Annotated in this window: 16 protein-coding genes; 15 read left to right on the forward strand and 1 reads right to left on the reverse strand. The window is 69.1% G+C overall.

Annotated features, from left to right (window positions below; all coding sequences use genetic code 11):
- Positions 1–184 precede the first annotated feature (184 nt).
- The 8 genes from V6M42_RS12700 (at position 185) to V6M42_RS12735 (ending at position 8997) form a co-directional block, all read left to right on the forward strand.
- Positions 185–697: an A24 family peptidase gene (locus V6M42_RS12700; RefSeq protein ID WP_332678807.1), complete on the forward strand. Its 513-nt coding sequence runs from the start codon at positions 185–187 to the stop codon at positions 695–697.
- Positions 698–801: 104 nt separating this feature from the next.
- Positions 802–1713 (forward strand): Flp pilus assembly protein CpaB, encoded by a 912-nt coding sequence (gene cpaB, locus V6M42_RS12705; protein WP_332678809.1) that lies wholly within the window; start codon positions 802–804, stop codon positions 1711–1713.
- Between the two features lie 8 nt (positions 1714–1721).
- Entirely contained in the window at positions 1722–3149 is a 1428-nt protein-coding gene (locus V6M42_RS12710; RefSeq protein WP_332678810.1) for a type II and III secretion system protein family protein, read from the forward strand.
- A gap of 11 nt (positions 3150–3160) precedes the next feature.
- A complete protein-coding gene (locus V6M42_RS12715) occupies positions 3161–3832 on the forward strand; it encodes a CpaD family pilus assembly protein (RefSeq protein ID WP_332660124.1) in 672 nt (223 codons plus the stop codon).
- Positions 3833–3836: 4 nt separating this feature from the next.
- On the forward strand, positions 3837–5381 hold the full coding sequence (locus V6M42_RS12720; protein ID WP_332660126.1) for a cellulose synthase operon protein YhjQ/BcsQ: 1545 nt from the start codon (positions 3837–3839) through the stop codon (positions 5379–5381).
- 3 nt (positions 5382–5384) lie between these two features.
- Complete coding sequence (locus V6M42_RS12725) at positions 5385–7016, forward strand: CpaF family protein (RefSeq protein WP_332660128.1); 1632 nt, start codon at positions 5385–5387, stop codon at positions 7014–7016.
- A gap of 6 nt (positions 7017–7022) precedes the next feature.
- Positions 7023–7997, forward strand: a complete 975-nt coding sequence (locus V6M42_RS12730; RefSeq protein ID WP_332660130.1) for a type II secretion system F family protein — start codon at positions 7023–7025, stop codon at positions 7995–7997.
- A gap of 49 nt (positions 7998–8046) precedes the next feature.
- The gene (locus tag V6M42_RS12735) at positions 8047–8997 is read left to right on the forward strand and encodes a type II secretion system F family protein (RefSeq protein ID WP_332660137.1); all 951 of its coding nucleotides are present in this window, start codon (positions 8047–8049) and stop codon (positions 8995–8997) included.
- Position 8998: 1 nt separating this feature from the next.
- On the opposite strand, the gene V6M42_RS12740 is transcribed toward V6M42_RS12735, so the two are convergent.
- The gene (locus V6M42_RS12740) at positions 8999–9475 is read right to left on the reverse strand and encodes an Lrp/AsnC family transcriptional regulator (protein WP_332660133.1); all 477 of its coding nucleotides are present in this window, start codon (positions 9473–9475) and stop codon (positions 8999–9001) included.
- Positions 9476–9594: 119 nt separating this feature from the next.
- Between V6M42_RS12740 and ald the strand changes: the two genes are divergently transcribed.
- The 7 genes from ald to V6M42_RS12775 all read left to right on the forward strand — a co-directional run.
- Positions 9595–10713 carry an alanine dehydrogenase gene (gene ald / locus V6M42_RS12745; RefSeq protein ID WP_332678811.1) on the forward strand — a complete coding sequence of 373 codons (1119 nt, stop codon included), beginning with the start codon at positions 9595–9597 and terminating at the stop codon, positions 10711–10713.
- Between the two features lie 501 nt (positions 10714–11214).
- Positions 11215–12273, forward strand: a complete 1059-nt coding sequence (gene obgE, locus V6M42_RS12750; RefSeq protein ID WP_332678812.1) for a GTPase ObgE — start codon at positions 11215–11217, stop codon at positions 12271–12273.
- Positions 12274–12321: 48 nt separating this feature from the next.
- Positions 12322–13317, forward strand: coding sequence for a DUF6624 domain-containing protein (locus V6M42_RS12755; RefSeq protein ID WP_332678814.1), 996 nt, complete (start codon positions 12322–12324; stop codon positions 13315–13317).
- 71 nt (positions 13318–13388) lie between these two features.
- Complete coding sequence (locus tag V6M42_RS12760; protein ID WP_332678815.1) at positions 13389–14066, forward strand: nicotinate-nucleotide adenylyltransferase; 678 nt, start codon at positions 13389–13391, stop codon at positions 14064–14066.
- A gap of 97 nt (positions 14067–14163) precedes the next feature.
- Positions 14164–14568 (forward strand): ribosome silencing factor, encoded by a 405-nt coding sequence (rsfS, locus tag V6M42_RS12765; protein ID WP_332659046.1) that lies wholly within the window; start codon positions 14164–14166, stop codon positions 14566–14568.
- Between the two features lie 12 nt (positions 14569–14580).
- On the forward strand, positions 14581–15045 hold the full coding sequence (rlmH, locus tag V6M42_RS12770; protein WP_332678816.1) for a 23S rRNA (pseudouridine(1915)-N(3))-methyltransferase RlmH: 465 nt from the start codon (positions 14581–14583) through the stop codon (positions 15043–15045).
- Positions 15045–16042: murein hydrolase activator EnvC family protein (locus V6M42_RS12775; RefSeq protein ID WP_332678817.1), on the forward strand; the 998-nt coding region annotated here is incomplete at its 3' end. The genes rlmH and V6M42_RS12775, both read left to right, overlap by 1 nt.

Below are 16042 nucleotides of genomic sequence, written 5' to 3' on the forward strand. Positions count from 1 at the left end.
GCTCGACGATCAAGACCAAGTTCAACGCCGTCGTCACCGGCATGGGCGGCACCGCCGGAACCTGATCTTCCGACGCACGTCTGAAAGAACCGGCGAGGGGCCGGGGCGGAAACGCCCCGGCCCCTCTGCCTTTCGGGTCCGTGCCGGCAACGCGCCTTTAACCGTGCCTGTGTGAGATGCGGCCATGGACACAGTCACCCTGATCCTCCTCGGCGTGATGCCGGCCCTCGTCATCATCGCGGGGCTGAAGGATCTGACCTCGATGAAGATTCCCAACTGGATCTCCGGCCTGCTGGTGCTCGCCTTCTTCCCCGCCGCCCTGGTCGTGGGCCTCGAGCCGATGACGGTCGCGGCCCACGCCGGAATCGCCGCCCTGTCCCTGGTGATCGGCGCCGGCATGTTCGCATTGCGCTGGATCGGCGGCGGTGACGCGAAGCTGATGGCGGCGGCCTGCCTCTGGCTGGGCCTGGGCGGGTCCGGAATGTTCCTGCTGTGGACCGGGGTGATCGGCGGCGTCTTCTGCCTGGCTCTGTTGTTCGCCCGCTTCCACTCGCGCCCCTATCTGCTCGGCGCCCCGCAATGGGTGGTGCAGCTGATGGAGCCGCGCGGCGACATTCCCTACGGCGTGGCCATCGCCGCCGGCGCCCTCATGGCCTATCCCGCGTCGCCCCTGCTGGCCCGGTTCATAGCGGGGTAAACGCGACTTAGGCCGCCGTTAACCCACGGTGGGCATGGTCGTTAACGGCAGGGAACCAAGGGACCGACTCAACGGTGCCGCCCCGATCCTGCCGGAGAGCGTCGATGAAGCCTGCCCGTATCATCGTGATCTGCGTCGCCGCAGTGGCCGCCATCGGTCTGGCCCTGGTCGTGCGCGCCATGGGATCGCCCTCGAAAACCCCGACCGCCGTCGCCACGGCGGCCGCCGTGCCCACGCGGCCGATGGCCAAGGTGATGGTCGCCGCCAGGGACCTGCAGCCCGGACAACGCCTGACCGAAGGCGACCTGGACTGGAAGGACTGGCCCGCCGACGAGGTCAACCCCGCCTTCATCACCGACGGCTCCGTGCCCGTGCCTTCAGCCGAAGCCGCCGCCGGGGAAGCGGACAAGCCTGCCGGCGCCGTCGCCTCGGTCACGCGCGCCGCCACCGATCTCGCGACCGGCGGGGCCAAGGCGGACTACGTCGGGTCTGTCGTGCGCGAGCCGATCCTGGCGGGCGAGCCGATCGTCAGCCGCAAGATCGTCCGCGCCGGGGACAGCGGCTATATGGCCGCCTATCTGGAGCCGGGCATGCGCGCCATGGCCATCCGGGTCACCGTCGAGACGGCCGCCGGCGGCTTCATCCTGCCCGGCGACCGGGTCGATGTGCTGCTGACCCGCGAGACCACCCTCGCCAACGTCGGGGCCCAGGACTCCGACCGATCCAAATTCTCCTCATCCACCGTGATGCAGAACGTCAAGGTGCTGGCGATCGACCAGTCGACGCGCGCCGGCGATGACGAGCAGGCGGTCGTCGGCGCGACCGCAACGCTTGAGCTGGGTCCCCGCGACGCCGAGGCCCTGGCCCTGGCCAAGTCCGAAGGCGAGCTGAGCCTGGTCCTGCGGTCCTACGCAGACACGGGCGGGCCTTCGGGCCGGGTCGCCCCGGCCGCTCGACAATCAACCCCTGTCCGCGTCTTCCGGGGCGGCGCGCCTGAAGTGGTGGTGGTCCAATGAAGCGCCCGATGACGCGTTTTGCCGTCCTCGCCCTGGCCGGTCTCGCCCTCGCCGCTGCGGGTGCAGTCATGCCCGACGTCGCCCGGGCCCAGTCCCGCGCCGCCCTGCCCATGGGCGCCGGCGCACAGCTGATCAACCTGCCCCGCGGCTCCTCGATGGCCATCGACCTGCCGTCGGACGCCCGCGACGTCATCGTGCCGAACCCCGTCGTCGCCGAGGCCATGCTGCATTCGCCGCGTCGCATCACCATCATCGGCCTTCAGCCCGGCGAGACCGACGCGGTCGTTCTGGACGCCGCCGGCCGGACCATCCTGTCCCTGCGCGTGCGCGTGGACGCGGGCGTCTCGGCGCTGCAGGACACCTTGAGCCGGGTCATGCCGGGGTCCGAGGTTCACGCCGAGGCGGTCAACGACAGCATCATCCTGACCGGCCCCGTCAACAGTCCCGGCGAGGCCGACCGCGCCTCGCAGGTCGCCCGCGCCTTCGTCTCGGCGCCCGAGAAGGTCATCAACATGATGACCATCGCCGGTTCCGACCAGGTCATGGTCAAGGCCCGCGTCATCGAGGTGCAGCGCACGGCGATCAAACAGCTGGGTCTCGACGTCGACGCCGTGCTGAACACCGTCGGCGACGGCCTGTCCTTCGCCCAGGCCGCGACCTTCGCCGTGTCGGGCAGTCAGCTGGGCGGCGGCATCCTCAACTATCTGGACCAGAGCGGCGACGGCAACAGCCTGGACACCAGCATCCGCGCCTTCGAACGCGCCGGCCTGGTGCGCATCCTGGCCGAACCCAACCTGACCTCCGTCAATGGCGAGAACGCCGAGTTCCTGGCGGGCGGCGAATTCCCCGTCCCGACCGGCCGCGACGTGGACTCCACCACGGGCCAGGTCACGATCGGCATCGAGTTCAAACCGTTCGGCGTGCGACTGGCCTTCCGTCCCATCGTCCTGTCGCAGGGCCGCATCTCATTGCAGCTGTCGACCGAGGTTTCCGAACTGACCCAGGAAGGCGCGTTCACGCTCGGCGGCACCGCCGACGACGCCCTGGTCATTCCGGCCCTGAAGGTGCGGCGCGCCTCCTCCACGGTCGAGCTGCCCTCCGGCGGCTCCATGATGATCGCCGGCCTGCTGCGTGAAGACACCCGCCAGAACATCGACCAGCTGCCGGGCATCGGCAATCTGCCGGTGCTGGGCGCCCTGTTCCGGTCGCGCGACTATCTGTCGGGCGAGACCGAACTGGTGATCATCATCGAGGCCTATATCGTCTCTCCGACCTCCCCGGGCCGGCTGCAGACGCCCGCAGACGGTCTGATTATCGCCAGCGACGCCCAGACCCTGCTGTTCGGTCAGCTGGACCAGCAGTACCGGCCCGCCGGCGGATCCTCGGCCGGCGCCAACACCGCCTGGACCGGCCCCGTGGGCTATGTGATCGAATGAGGAATCCGGCCATGCGCGCCACCGCTTCCGCGATTTTCGTCCTCGCGCTCGGTCTGGGAGCCGCGGGCTGCGCCGTCTCGGTCGGCAGCGATCCGCTGGCCCCCGTGACGCCGCTGTCGCGATACGCGCTTCAGGTCGAACCCGGTCTGGACCGGATCGCGCTGGCGGTGCACGACCAGGGCCTGTCCGCCAATCAGCGCGACGCGATCGGCCAGCTGGCCGCCCGATACGGCGCTTCCGGATACGGCTCCATCAAGGTCGAGGCCCCGTCGGGCGAGGATCCGGCCGCCGTGCAACAGGCCTATGCCGTACGAAGCGCTCTCCAGTCCGCCGGAGTCCCCGGCGACCGGATCCAGATCGCCGCCTATGCGGCGCCGGACCCGCGGGCGCCGGTGCTGGCGGGCTTCGAAACCGTTCGGGCGGTCGTTCCCAACTGCGCCCTTGAGGCGGGAAACCTGGGTCCCCGCTATTCGAACCAGAGCTCGGCGGGCTTCGGCTGTTCGGTCAACGCCAACATGGCCGCCCAGATCGCCGATCCGCGCGATATTCTGGGCGCCCGTCCGATGACGCCGGCTGACTCGGGCCGCGCCGCCGTGGTGTTCGACGACTATCGCAAGGGGCAGGCCAGTTCGACGCCGCAGGAGCCCCTGGTGAACGGCCAGATCTCCCGGGCGGTGGACTAGGCTGATGAACAACGCTTTCGCCCCCCAGCCCTTTGACGAGTTCGACGACGAATTCGATGCCGAAATGGGCTATGTGACGCCGGAGGCCGCGGCCGCGGGACCCGTCGTCGACGAACCGCCCGCCTTCCCCGGCGAGCCTTCAGCCGATCAGCGTCCGCCGCTCCAGTTTACGCCTCCGGCGGTCGCCGCCTCGTCCGCAGAAACCGCTCCGCAGATGCGCGAAGCCGAGGCTTCGGTGCCGGCCGTCGCAGGTTTCAATCCCGTGGGCGAGCTCGTCGCCGGCGCCGCCTCGGCCTTCTCCGCCCCCACGTTCAGCAGCGGACAGACTGCCGAGGTGTCGGTGCCGCGCATCGCCATCCACGTTTTCGCCGAGCGCCAGGACACCCTGGCCGCCGCCGAACGGGCCGGTCAGGACCGCCGTCTGTCGCGGGCCACCACCCAGATCCGCATCGGCGGCGTCGCCGCCGCCGTGGAGGCCTATCAGCACGAGCCGACCCCGCCGCTGATCGTCGTCGAGTGCATGAAGGACCCGCAGACCCTGCTGTGGGAAGTCGATCAGCTGGCCGAGGTCTGCGACGCCGGCACCAAGGTCGTCGTCGTCGGCGCCACCAACGACATCCTGCTGTTCCGCGAGCTGATGCGCCGCGGCGTCAGCGAATATCTGGTCGCCCCGTTGCAGCCGCTGCAGCTGATCGCGGCCATCGGCGGCCTGTTCGCCGACCCGGCCCAGCCCTTCGTCGGCCGCTCGATCGCCTTCGTCGGCGCGCGCGGCGGCACCGGCTCCAGCTCGGTCGCGCACAACACCGCCTATGCGATGTCCGAGCGGATCGGCGCCAACACCGTCATCGTCGACTACGACCTGCCCTTCGGCACCGCCGGCCTGGACTTCAACCAGGACCCGCTCAGCGGCGTGGCCGACGCCCTGAGCCAGCCCGACCGCCTCGACCCGCTGCTGCTGGACCGGATGATGGTCCGCTGCACCGACAAGCTCAGTCTGTTCGCGGCCCCCGCGACCCTCGACGTCGACTGGGACATCTCCCCCGACGCGTTCGAGGAGGTCACGACCCAGATCCGCTCGACCGCCCCCTTCGTGGTGCTGGACCTGCCCCATCTGTGGTCGGGCTGGATGCGGCGCACCCTGATCGCGGCCGACGAGGTCGTCATCGTCGCGACCCCGGATCTGGCCTCGCTGCGCAACGCCAAGAACATGATCGATCTGATCAAACAGGGCCGGCCCAACGACGCCCCGCCGCGTCTGGTGCTGAACCAGGTCGGCGTCCCCGGCCGTCCGGAAATCCCGGCCAAGGATTTCGGCGCCGCCCTGGGCGTTCATCCCAGCCTGATCATCCCGTTCGATCCCAAGACGTTCGGCGCCGCCGCCAACAACGGCCAGATGATCCTGGACGCCGGCGCCAAGTCGAAGGCGGCCGAAGCCTTCCAGACCCTCGCCCAGATCGTGTCGCGTCGCGAACTGCCGATGCTGACCGGCCCCAGGGCCAAGGCCGAGAGCAAGTCCATGTTCAGCGGCCTGTTCAAGAAGAAGTCGTAACGGGTGTTCGGCAAGCGCACAGGTCAGCCGGGGAATGTCGCGACGGCGCCGCGGCCGGCCGCGCCTGCACCCCAGTCCGCGCCCGCGGCCCAGCCGCCGCAGCCCGCGCCGGGCATCCAGACCGAAGCCTTCGCCTTCGGCGGCGACCAGACCGTCGACCAGGTCCAGGCCGCCGCCCGCAAGGCGGAATCCTACGCCGCCAAACCCGCTTCCCCCGCCGCCGACCGGCTGGACGCCCTGGCCATGCGGCCCAAGCCGTCCGACGACAGCGGGACGCCCCAGAAGGGCCCCGGCCCCAAGGCCACGCCCGGCTATGAGCAGCTGAAGAAGGCCCAGGCCGTCGCCGAGATCGTCCGCGAGCAGTCGGACTATTACCACGCCACCAAGACGACGATCTTCAACGCCTTGATGAACACCATCGATCTGGCCCAGCTGGCCCAGCTCGACACCAAGGCGGCGTCGGAAGAGATCCGCGACATCGTCGCCGAACTGGTGGCGATCAAGAACGTCTCCATGTCGGTCGCCGAGCAGGAGCATCTGGTCCAGGACATCGTCAACGACGTCCTCGGCTATGGCCCGCTCGAACCCTTGCTGGCGCGGGACGACATCGCCGACATCATGGTCAACGGCGCCGGCCGGGTCTTCATCGAGGTCGGCGGCAAGGTCCAGCTGACCAACGTCCGCTTCCGCGACAACGCCCAGCTGATGAACATCTGCCAGCGTATCGTGTCGCAGGTCGGCCGCCGCGTGGACGAGAGTTCCCCGATCTGCGACGCCCGCCTGCCGGACGGCAGCCGCGTCAACGTCATCGCCCCGCCGCTGGCCATCGACGGCCCGACGCTGACGATCCGGAAGTTCAAGAAAGACAAGCTGACGATGAAGAACCTGGTGGAGTACGCCTCCATCAGTCCCGAGGGCGCGCGCGTGCTGGGCGTCATCGGCGCGTCGCGATGCAACCTCGTCATCTCGGGCGGTACGGGCTCGGGCAAGACGACGCTGCTGAACACCCTGACCGCCTTCATCGACCCGACCGAGCGCGTCATCACCTGCGAGGACGCGGCCGAACTGCAGCTGCAGCAGCCGCACGTGGTGCGTCTGGAGACCCGCCCGCCCAACCTCGAGGGCCAGGGCATGATCACCATGCGCGACCTGGTGAAGAACTGCCTGCGGATGCGTCCCGAGCGGATCATCGTCGGCGAGGTGCGCGGCCCGGAAGCCTTCGACCTGCTGCAGGCCATGAACACCGGCCACGACGGCTCCATGGGCACGCTGCACGCCAACAGCCCGCGCGAGGCCATCAGCCGGATGGAGTCCATGATCACCATGGGCGGCTACGGCCTGCCGTCCAAGACCATCCGCGAGATGATCGTCGGCTCGGTCGACGTCATCGTCCAGGCCGCCCGCCTGCGCGACGGCTCGCGCCGCATCACCCACATCACCGAGGTGGTCGGGCTGGAAGGCGACGTCATCGTCACCCAGGACCTGTTCGTCTACGAAATCACCGGCGAGGACGAGAACGGCAAGATCGTCGGCCGCCACCGTTCGACCGGCATCGCCCGTCCCCGCTTCTGGGACCGCGCCCGCTACTACGGCCTTGAGCGCGAGCTGGCGGAAGCCCTCGACGCGGCGGAGTAGGCCGCGATGCTTCCGATACTCGCCGCGGTCCTGGCCTTCATCACCATCGGCGGCCTGGGCTGGGCCTTCGTCGGCGGCGGCGATTCGACGGATGTCGCGCTGAAACGCGCCGAAGGCTTCGGCGCGCCGAAACAGAACAATGCGTCCAAAAAGGCCGCCGCGGCCAACACCCCCGAGGCGCGGCGCAAGCAGATCATGCTCCAGCTCCAGGAATCGGAGCGCGCCGAACGCAAGGCCCGCATCAGTCTGTCGGCCAAGCTGAAACAGGCCGGGCTGAACACCAGGGTCACGACCTTCTGGATCGTCAGCGGCGTGCTGGGGGTGCTGGCCTTCCTGCTTCCGCTGCTGTTCGGCCTGAACATCTTCATGGCGCTGGGGCTCGGCTTCGTCGTCGGCCTGGGCCTGCCGCGCTGGTTCGTCGGCATGCTAGGCAAGCGCCGACGCAAGAAATTCTCCAGCCATTTCGCCGACGCCGTCGACGTCATCGTACGCGGCATCAAGTCGGGCCTGCCGGTCCACGACTGTTTCAAGATCATCGCCCGGGAAAGCCCGCAGCCCCTGGGCGGCGAGTTCCAGAAACTGGTCGAGGGACTGGGCGTCGGCCTGACGCTCGCCCAGGCGCTGGACAAGATGTACGAGCGCATGCCGACGCCGGAGCTGAAATTCTTCTCCATCGTCATCGCCATCCAGCAGAAGACCGGCGGCAACCTGGCCGAGGCGCTGAACAACCTTTCGGTCGTCCTGCGGGCCCGCAAGATGATGGGCGAGAAGATCAAGGCCCTGTCGTCCGAAGCCACCGCCTCGGCGGGCATCATCGGCTCGCTGCCGCCCGCCGTGATGATCCTCGTCAGCATCACCACCCCGGCCTATATGGCCCGGCTTTTCACCGACCCGCGCGGGCAGTTCATGCTGTTCATCGCCGTGGCGATGATGGGCTTCGGGGTGTTCGTGATGAAGAAGATGATCTCGTTCAAGTTCTAGGAAGCCCGCCGTGATCGAGTTCTTCACCAACATCCAGAACCTGCTGAGCATGGGCGTGGGCGTTCTGGTGTTCGCGACCATTGTGACGCTGGCCGGATCGTTCGGCGGCGGGGCCAGGCTCGAGAACCGGATGCAGGCCGTGGCGGTGCGCCGCGAGGAGCTGAAGCGCCGGTCCCGCCAGGCGATCGCCTCCCAGAACGCCGGGCCGCAGGGGCTGCGGCACACGGACGAGGGTTTCAAGAAACGCGTCGTCGAACGGCTGAACCTGAACAAGCTGCTGGAGGACCCCAAGGTCGCCGAGAAGATGGCCCAGGCCGGCTATCGCGGGCCCAAGCCGCTGACCACCTTCTACTTCTTCCGCTTCTCGATGCCGTTCGTCTTTCTGGCGATCGCCGTCTTCTACCTGTTCGTCTTCAACGATTTCGGCATGCCGTTCATGTCGCGGGTGACCATCAGCATGGTGGCCGCCGTGGTCGGCTTCTATGCGCCCAACATCTTCCTGGCCAACCGCATCTCCAAGCGCCGCGCCTCGATCATGCAGGCCTTTCCCGACGCTCTCGACCTGCTGCTGATCTGCGTCGAGGCCGGCATGTCGATCGAGGCGGCCATCCAGAAGGTCAGTCAGGAGATCGGCGGCTCGTCCATCGATCTGGCCGAGGAGATGACCCTGCTGTCCGCCGAGCTCAGCTATCTGCCAGACCGCCGCATGGCCTATGAGGGGCTGGCCAAACGCACCAACCATCCGGGCGTCAAATCGGTCGCCACGGCCATGACCCAGGCCGAGACCTACGGCACGCCGCTGGGCTCGGCCCTGCGCACCATGGCCAAGGAAAACCGCGAGATGCGCCTGTCGGCCGCCGAGAAGAAGGCCGCCGCCCTGCCCGCCAAACTGACCGTGCCGATGATCCTGTTCTTCCTGCCGGTGCTGTTCATCGTCATCCTGACCCCGGCGATCATCAGCATCCAGGACACGATGGCCGCCGGCGCGGCGGGCGGCTGACCTAGACCGGCAGGGCCCCGCGCTTCACCACCGTCCGCATCGCCACGCTGGACGAGACGCGCGTCACCCCCGGAATCCGCGTCAGCTCGTGGGAGTGGACGCGTTCCAGGTCGTCGACGTCGCGCACCACCAGCCGCAGCAGATAGTCCGAGCCGCCGGTCATCAGATAGCATTCCACCACCTCGGGCACGGTGGCGATGGCCGTCTCGAACGCCGTCAGCGAGGCCTCGGCCTGGGACGACAGGGTCACGGTCACGAAGACGCTGATCGGCAGGCCCACCGCGCGCTCGTTGATGATGGCGGCGTAACGGCTGATGACCCCCTCGGTCTCCAGCGCCCTGAGCCGGCGCAGGCAGGCGCTTTCGGACAGGTTCACCGTCCGGGCCAGGTCGGCGTTGGTCATGCGGCCGTCGGTCTGGAGGGCGCGGATCATCTTCCGGTCGGTGTCGTCGAGGGTGACGGCGGAAACTGTCTTCATTTGGCGTCTCGTTCGCAGATTCTGCGAGTGTACGGCGATTACTGGCCGAAAAGAACAGGAACCTGCGTCGAAACCGCCGCTAGATTGCCGCCCGAAACGGACTGGCAGAGGAAACGGTCATGCGCGTCGGCGTCCCCAAGGAAATCAAGAAGAACGAACACCGCATCGGCCTGACGCCGACGGCGGTTCGCGAATACGTCGCCAACGGCCACACGGTCTCGATCGAGACCGGCGCGGGCCTCGGGGCCGGCTTCACCGACGCGGACTACAAGAAGGCGGGCGCCGCGATCGTCGCCGACGCGAAGACGGTCTTCGCCGACAGCGACATGATCGTGAAGGTGAAGGAGCCGCAGAAGGTCGAGTGGGAGATGCTGCGCGAAGGCCAGATCCTGTTCACCTACCTGCACCTGGCGCCCGATCCCGAACAGACCAGGGGTCTGCTGGCGTCCAAATGCGCCGCCATCGCCTATGAAACGGTGACCAATGCGCAGGGCGGCCTGCCGCTGCTGGCGCCGATGTCGGAAGTGGCCGGCCGGATCGCCGTCTTCTCGGCCGCCGAGACCCTGCTGAAGCACAACGGCGGCATGGGCCTGCTGTTCTGCGGCGTCCCGGGCGTGGCCCCGGCCCGCGTGCTGGTGCTGGGCGGCGGCGTCGTCGGCCTGAACGCGGCGCGCATGGCCATGGGCCTGGGCGCCGAGGTCGTGGTGCTGGAACGCTCGATCCCGCGCATGGCCTATATCGACGAGGTCACCCAGGGCCGGGTCATCACCCGCTACTCCGCGATCGGCGCGATCGAGGAAGAACTGGTCAAGGCCGACGTCATCATCGGCGCGGTTCTGGTCCCGGGCGCCGAGGCGCCCAAGCTGATCAAGAAGGAACACCTGAAGCAGATGAAGCCCGGCTCGGTGCTGGTCGACGTCGCCATCGACCAGGGCGGCTGTTTCGAGACCAGCCACGCCACGACCCACGAGGACCCGACCTATGTCATCGACGGCGTCGTCCACTACTGCGTCGCCAACATGCCGGGCGCCGCCCCGCGCACCTCGTCCGAAGCCCTGAACAACGCCACCCTGCCCTTCGGCCTGGCGCTGGCCAACAAGGGTCTGGACGCGCTGAAGTCCAACCCGCATCTGGCGCGCGGCCTGAACGTGCTGAACGGCGAACTGACCTATCCGGCCGTGGCCGAGGCGCTGGACCTGCCGTGGAGCGATCCGTTCGGCGTGTGGGCCGACGCCTGATCCACAGGGCGCCAACTGTCCGAATGACCGCGAAAATTCGTGGGACAGTTTCGGACATTTCGGACAATTCAAAGGGCGGCTTCGGCCGCCCTTTTTCTTTTGGCGCAGCCGGATCGGTTGAGGATTCGATTGTCAAAGATCGGAGACCCCGAGTGTCGCACGGGTCGTTCCTGCGGCTACGAAATGACGCTGGTCCGCCGAACAAACCCACTAGAATCAGTGAGTTGGGTGCGCGAAGTCGTCTGTTTGAGCGCGGTTTGGCCGCGCGTCCCCGCCAAGGCGTTGGAAACGCCCATAGACGAACCGTTCGGGTGTGGGCTGAGACGTGAAAGAACTCTCCCTCCCCTTTATGGGGAGGGATGTCGGCGCGAAGCGGCGACAGGGTGGGGTACGTCTGAAATTCCCCACCCGGTCGCTGCGCGACCACCCTCCCCACTTCGGGGGAGGGAGAACGCTTTCACCCGCCTGTAAATCGCCGCTCTCTTGGGCCATAAGCCCGCGATGAAGTTTCTCGACCAGGCCAAGATCTATATCCGCTCCGGCAACGGCGGGGCGGGCGCCGTCTCGTTCCGGCGCGAAAAATTCATCCCGAACGGCGGACCCGACGGCGGCGACGGCGGCAATGGCGGCAACGTCTGGATCACGGCCATGGACGGCCTGAACACCCTGATCGACTTCCGCTACCAGCAGCATTTCAAGGCCCGGACCGGCGTCCACGGCATGGGCCGGCAGATGCACGGCGCCAAGGGCGAGGACATCATCCTCAAGGTCCCGGTCGGCACCCAGGTGCTGGACGACGACAAGGAGACGGTGCTGCTGGACATGGATGTCGCCGGCAAGACCGAACTGCTGCTGAAGGGCGGCAACGGCGGCTGGGGCAATGTCCATTTCAAGGGGCCGCAGAACCAGGCGCCCGCCTATGCGAACCCCGGCCAGGAAGGCCAGGAGCGCTGGATCTGGCTGCGGCTGAAGCTGATCGCCGACGTCGGTCTGGCCGGCCTGCCCAACGCCGGCAAGTCGACCTTCCTCGCCGCCGCCAGCGCCGCCCGGCCCAAGATCGCCGACTATCCGTTCACGACCCTGGTGCCCAACCTCGGCGTGGTCGACCTGTCGGCCACCGAGCGGTTCGTCATCGCCGACATCCCCGGCCTGATCGAGGGCGCCTCGGAAGGCGCCGGTCTGGGCACCCGCTTCCTCGGACACGTCGAACGGTCGGGCTGCCTGATCCATCTGATCGACGGGACGCAGGACGACGTGGCGGGAGCGTACCACACCATCCGCAACGAGCTGGAAGCCTACGGCGCCGGACTGGCCGACAAGGCCGAGGTGCTGGCCCTGAACAAGGTCGACGCCCTGACTCCCGAGGCGCGCGAGGAGAAGGCCGCCGAGCTGGAGGCCGCCGCCGGTCGCCGGCCCATGCTGGTGTCCGGCGTCTCGGGCGAGGGCGTGACCGAACTGCTGCGCGCCGCCTGGACCGAGGTCCGCAAGGACCGCGGCGAGATCGCCCCGGCCGAGGAAGACGAGACGGTCATGGAAACCCCGGGCGGCTGGGCGCCTTGATTTGACCTGATCCCGACCCGATGTTCCCGTTGAACGGGAGAGTCGGGGATGTTTCGTTTCGTCTTGGTTGCGGTCGCAGGGCTGCTGATGGCGTTCCAGGCCGCGCCGTCCCGGCGTCCGCAACTGACGCCGACATTGTCCGCGCTGGCTGAGGACGCCGCCGCCGCACGTGCTTTCGACTACATGGCTCTGAAGGCCGAAGGCGCGGATCTGCGGACGTTGGCCGACGCGGTCTATATGCGAACCCACTCGGAGGGCGGCCCCAGATCCGGGCGCTGCCTGACCGAGGCCGAGGCGGAGGTTCAGTCCTCCCTCATGGCCGCCATGACCGTCGACAGCCCCGAGGCCTTCGAGCGGGACCGCGCGGCCGCTGACGAGGCGCTCGGCAAGTGGCGCGCCTTCGCCCGGTCGATGGCGGAAGGCCGCGTCGCGACCGAAGAGCCCTTCTCCTGGGTGTCGGAGCGTTACGCCGGCGCCGCCGCCGAGACCGATCCGCGCATCCGCGACCTGCTGACGCGGGCCGCCGGCGATCAGTTGATCCGTCGCGCCTTCGAAGGGGCGGAACAGGTCTGGGGTCCGCTGTCGCCCGGCGCGAAAGCCCGGACCGACACCGCCCTGAACACCCTGATGTGCGAGACCGACGGCGCGAACACGACCTGGCTCAAGGCCGACATCGCGGCCAACGGCTGGTTCCGCATCTCGACCTCGGGCGAAATGGCGTCGCGCACGGCCTGGCTGATGGTCCAGCACGCGGATCGTGATCGGGCGTTCCAGAAGGAGGTGCTGGCCATGCTCGAACCTCTCGTCGCCACGGGAGAGACCAGCGCCGCCAACTACGCCTATCTGTGGGACCGGGTCGCGGTCGGCGAGAACAGGCCCCAGCGCTACGGCACCCAGGGCCGATGCGCCGCGAAAGACGTCTGGGAGCCGTTCGAGCTCGAGGACCCGGACCGTGTCGAGGCCCTGCGCGCCGAGGCGGATATTGGAACGCTCGCCGAATACGCCGGTCGCATGCATCGGTTCTGCGCCGACTTCACCGGTTGATCACAGGCGACAGGGGCCCGGTCAGCGTGTTAGCTCCACGCTGAGCATAAGTCCGCGCGAGCCCTGCCGCCTTGCCCTTCTTCCACGCCGGTTCCGCGCCGAAAGCCCAGGGGCCCAGACCCGGCGTCCTGCGCGACGGACTGGATCTTCAGCCCGGCATGGCGGTCGGCCTGTTCGGGGGCTCGTTCAATCCCGCTCATGACGGCCACGCGCACGTCGCCGAAACGGCGCTGCGGCGGCTGGGGCTGGACCGCGTCGTCTGGCTGGTGTCGCCGCAGAATCCGCTGAAGGACGCCCGCGACAGCGCGCCGCTGGAAGAGCGAATGGCCTCGGCGCGGGCGGCGGCGAAGCTGGCGGCGGACGGGCGGGCCATGCTGGTTTCCGACTTCGAGACCCGGGCCGGCACGCAATGGACCATCGACACCCTGCGCGCCCTGACTGGCCGGCACCCCGGCGTGCGTTTCGTCTGGCTGATGGGATCGGACAATCTGGCCAGCTTCCACAGATGGCGCGGCTGGACCGACATCATGCGGATGATGCCGGTGGCGGTGATCGCCCGGCCGGGCAGCCAGCTGGACAGCCGCACCGCCCCAGCCGCCGCCCGCTTCGCCTCGGCCCGGGTTCCGGCGGCCCGGGCGCGTCTGCTCGCCGACCTCGAGGCGCCCGCCTGGACGTATCTGACGGCGCCGCTGAATCCCCGCTCCTCGACGGCGCTTCGGGCCGCGCGTGACGCCGCCGCGCATTTGTGATAGGCTTCCGCTTTAGTAATCTCCCCGGAGCCTTCCGCTGACCCCCTCGCCCGCGCACGACGCGCAAGACACCGCCGTTTCGAACACGGCGCACGAGATGGACGAATTCGAACCCATCCGCTCCGAAGACGGTCCGCAGGCTCCCCTTCCCGTCGGCTCAACCGCGCTGGAAACGGCGATCCTGTCGCGTCTCGACGACGACAAGGCGCAGGACATCGTCCTGATCGACCTGAAGGGCAAAAGCCCGATGGCCGACACCATGATCATCGCCTCCGGGCGGTCGCACCGTCACGTCGGCGCCCTGGCCGATCACCTTCAGCGCGCGCTGAAGGAACAGGGTCTGGGCAAGGTCAAGGTTTCGGGCCTGCCGCACTGCGACTGGGTGCTGCTGGATGCGGGAGACGTCATCGTCCACCTGTTCCGTCCCGAGGTGCGCGCCTTCTACAACATCGAGAAGATCTGGTCCGTCGAGAGCGGCCACCGCATCGACGCCCGCGCCTGATCCGCTGACCGCATGAAGCTGGCCGTCATCGCCATCGGCAAGCCGGGGCGGGGACCCGAGGCCGTGCTGGCGGCTGACTACGCCGAGCGCGCGACCCTGGCCGGCCGGGCGCTGGGCCTCGGCCCGCTGGAACTCGTCGATCTGGAACCGCGCAAGCCGGGCAAGGCGCCCGAGGCCGAACTGATCCTCAAGGCGGCCGAGGGCGCGCATCTGATCGCCTGCGACGAGCGGGGGAAGACCTTCTCCAGCCGCGCCTTCGCCGACCATATCGCCATGCTGCGCGACCGCGGCGAGCGCCGGCTGGTCTTCGCCATCGGCGGGGCCGACGGGCTGGACGGGAGCGTGCGCGCGGCGGCCGGATCGACCCTCGCCTTCGGCCCCCAGACCTGGCCGCACGCCCTGGCGCGGGCGATGCTGGCGGAACAGCTGTATCGCGCCGTGACCATCCTGGCCGGATCGCCCTATCATCGCGACTGATGCGCAAGCTGGCCGTGATCCTGTGTCTGAGCCTGACCGCCCTGCCCGTGGGGGCGGCGCCGACGGTCGACGTCGCCCGGTTGCAGGCCGAATTCCGGGACGAACAGGCCCGCGCCCGCCGTCTGCGCGCCGAGGCGGCCGAGGCGGCGGCCGAACTGGCCGGGCTGGAGCGGTCGCTGGACCAACTGCGCGCCTCCGTCGACGAGGACGACCGGCTGATCCTCGCCCAGCGCGCGCGGCTGCGGGAACTCGGCGCCCGCGAGGCGGCGCTGGTGGCGCAGCTGTCGCAGGCGCGGGGTCGGCAGGGCCGGCTGCTGTCGGCGCTGCAGATGATGAGCCGCCGCCCGCCGCCGCCGCTGCTGGTCCCCGCCGACAAGGCGATCGACACCGTGCGCGCCTCCATCCTGATCCGAGCCATGGCTCCCGCGCTGCAGGCGCGAGCCCAGGGACTGGCCGACCGGCAGGACGAGATCAACCGCGTCCGCCGCATCGCCGCCCTGAACAGCGAACAGCTGTTCACCACCGAAAGCGCGCGCGGCGACCGCCGGGCCAGGATCGAGGCCCTGACGACGCGCAAGACCGCCCTTCAGGCCGTGCTGCGGGCCGAGGCCGAGACGGCGGAACGGGCGACCCGCGCGCTAGAGGCGCGGCTGAAGTCGCTGGGCGCCGCCGTCCCGGTCGCCGACGCCGAGGCCCAGCCCGCCGCCGCCCGCCTGCCCGCCGGACGCAGCAGCCTGACGCCGCCCGTGGACGGGACGCCGTCGCAGCGGTTCGGGAGCGGCTCCACCGGCTGGCGCTGGCGGGCCGACCGGGCCGAGGCGCGGGCGCCGGCCCCCGGCCGGGTCGCTTTCGCCGGGCCGTTGAGCGGCTGGGGGCAGGTGGTGATCGTCGATCTCGGTCCCGGCTGGCGCGCCGTGGTCTCCGGGCTGGACGAGGCCGCCGTGCGGACCGGCGACCGGGTCGCCGAAGGCCAGGTGCTCGGGCGTTCGGGCGAGGA

Origin of the sequence: Brevundimonas sp. (assembly GCF_036677305.1) — a bacterium.
Lineage (GTDB): Bacteria > Pseudomonadota > Alphaproteobacteria > Caulobacterales > Caulobacteraceae > Brevundimonas.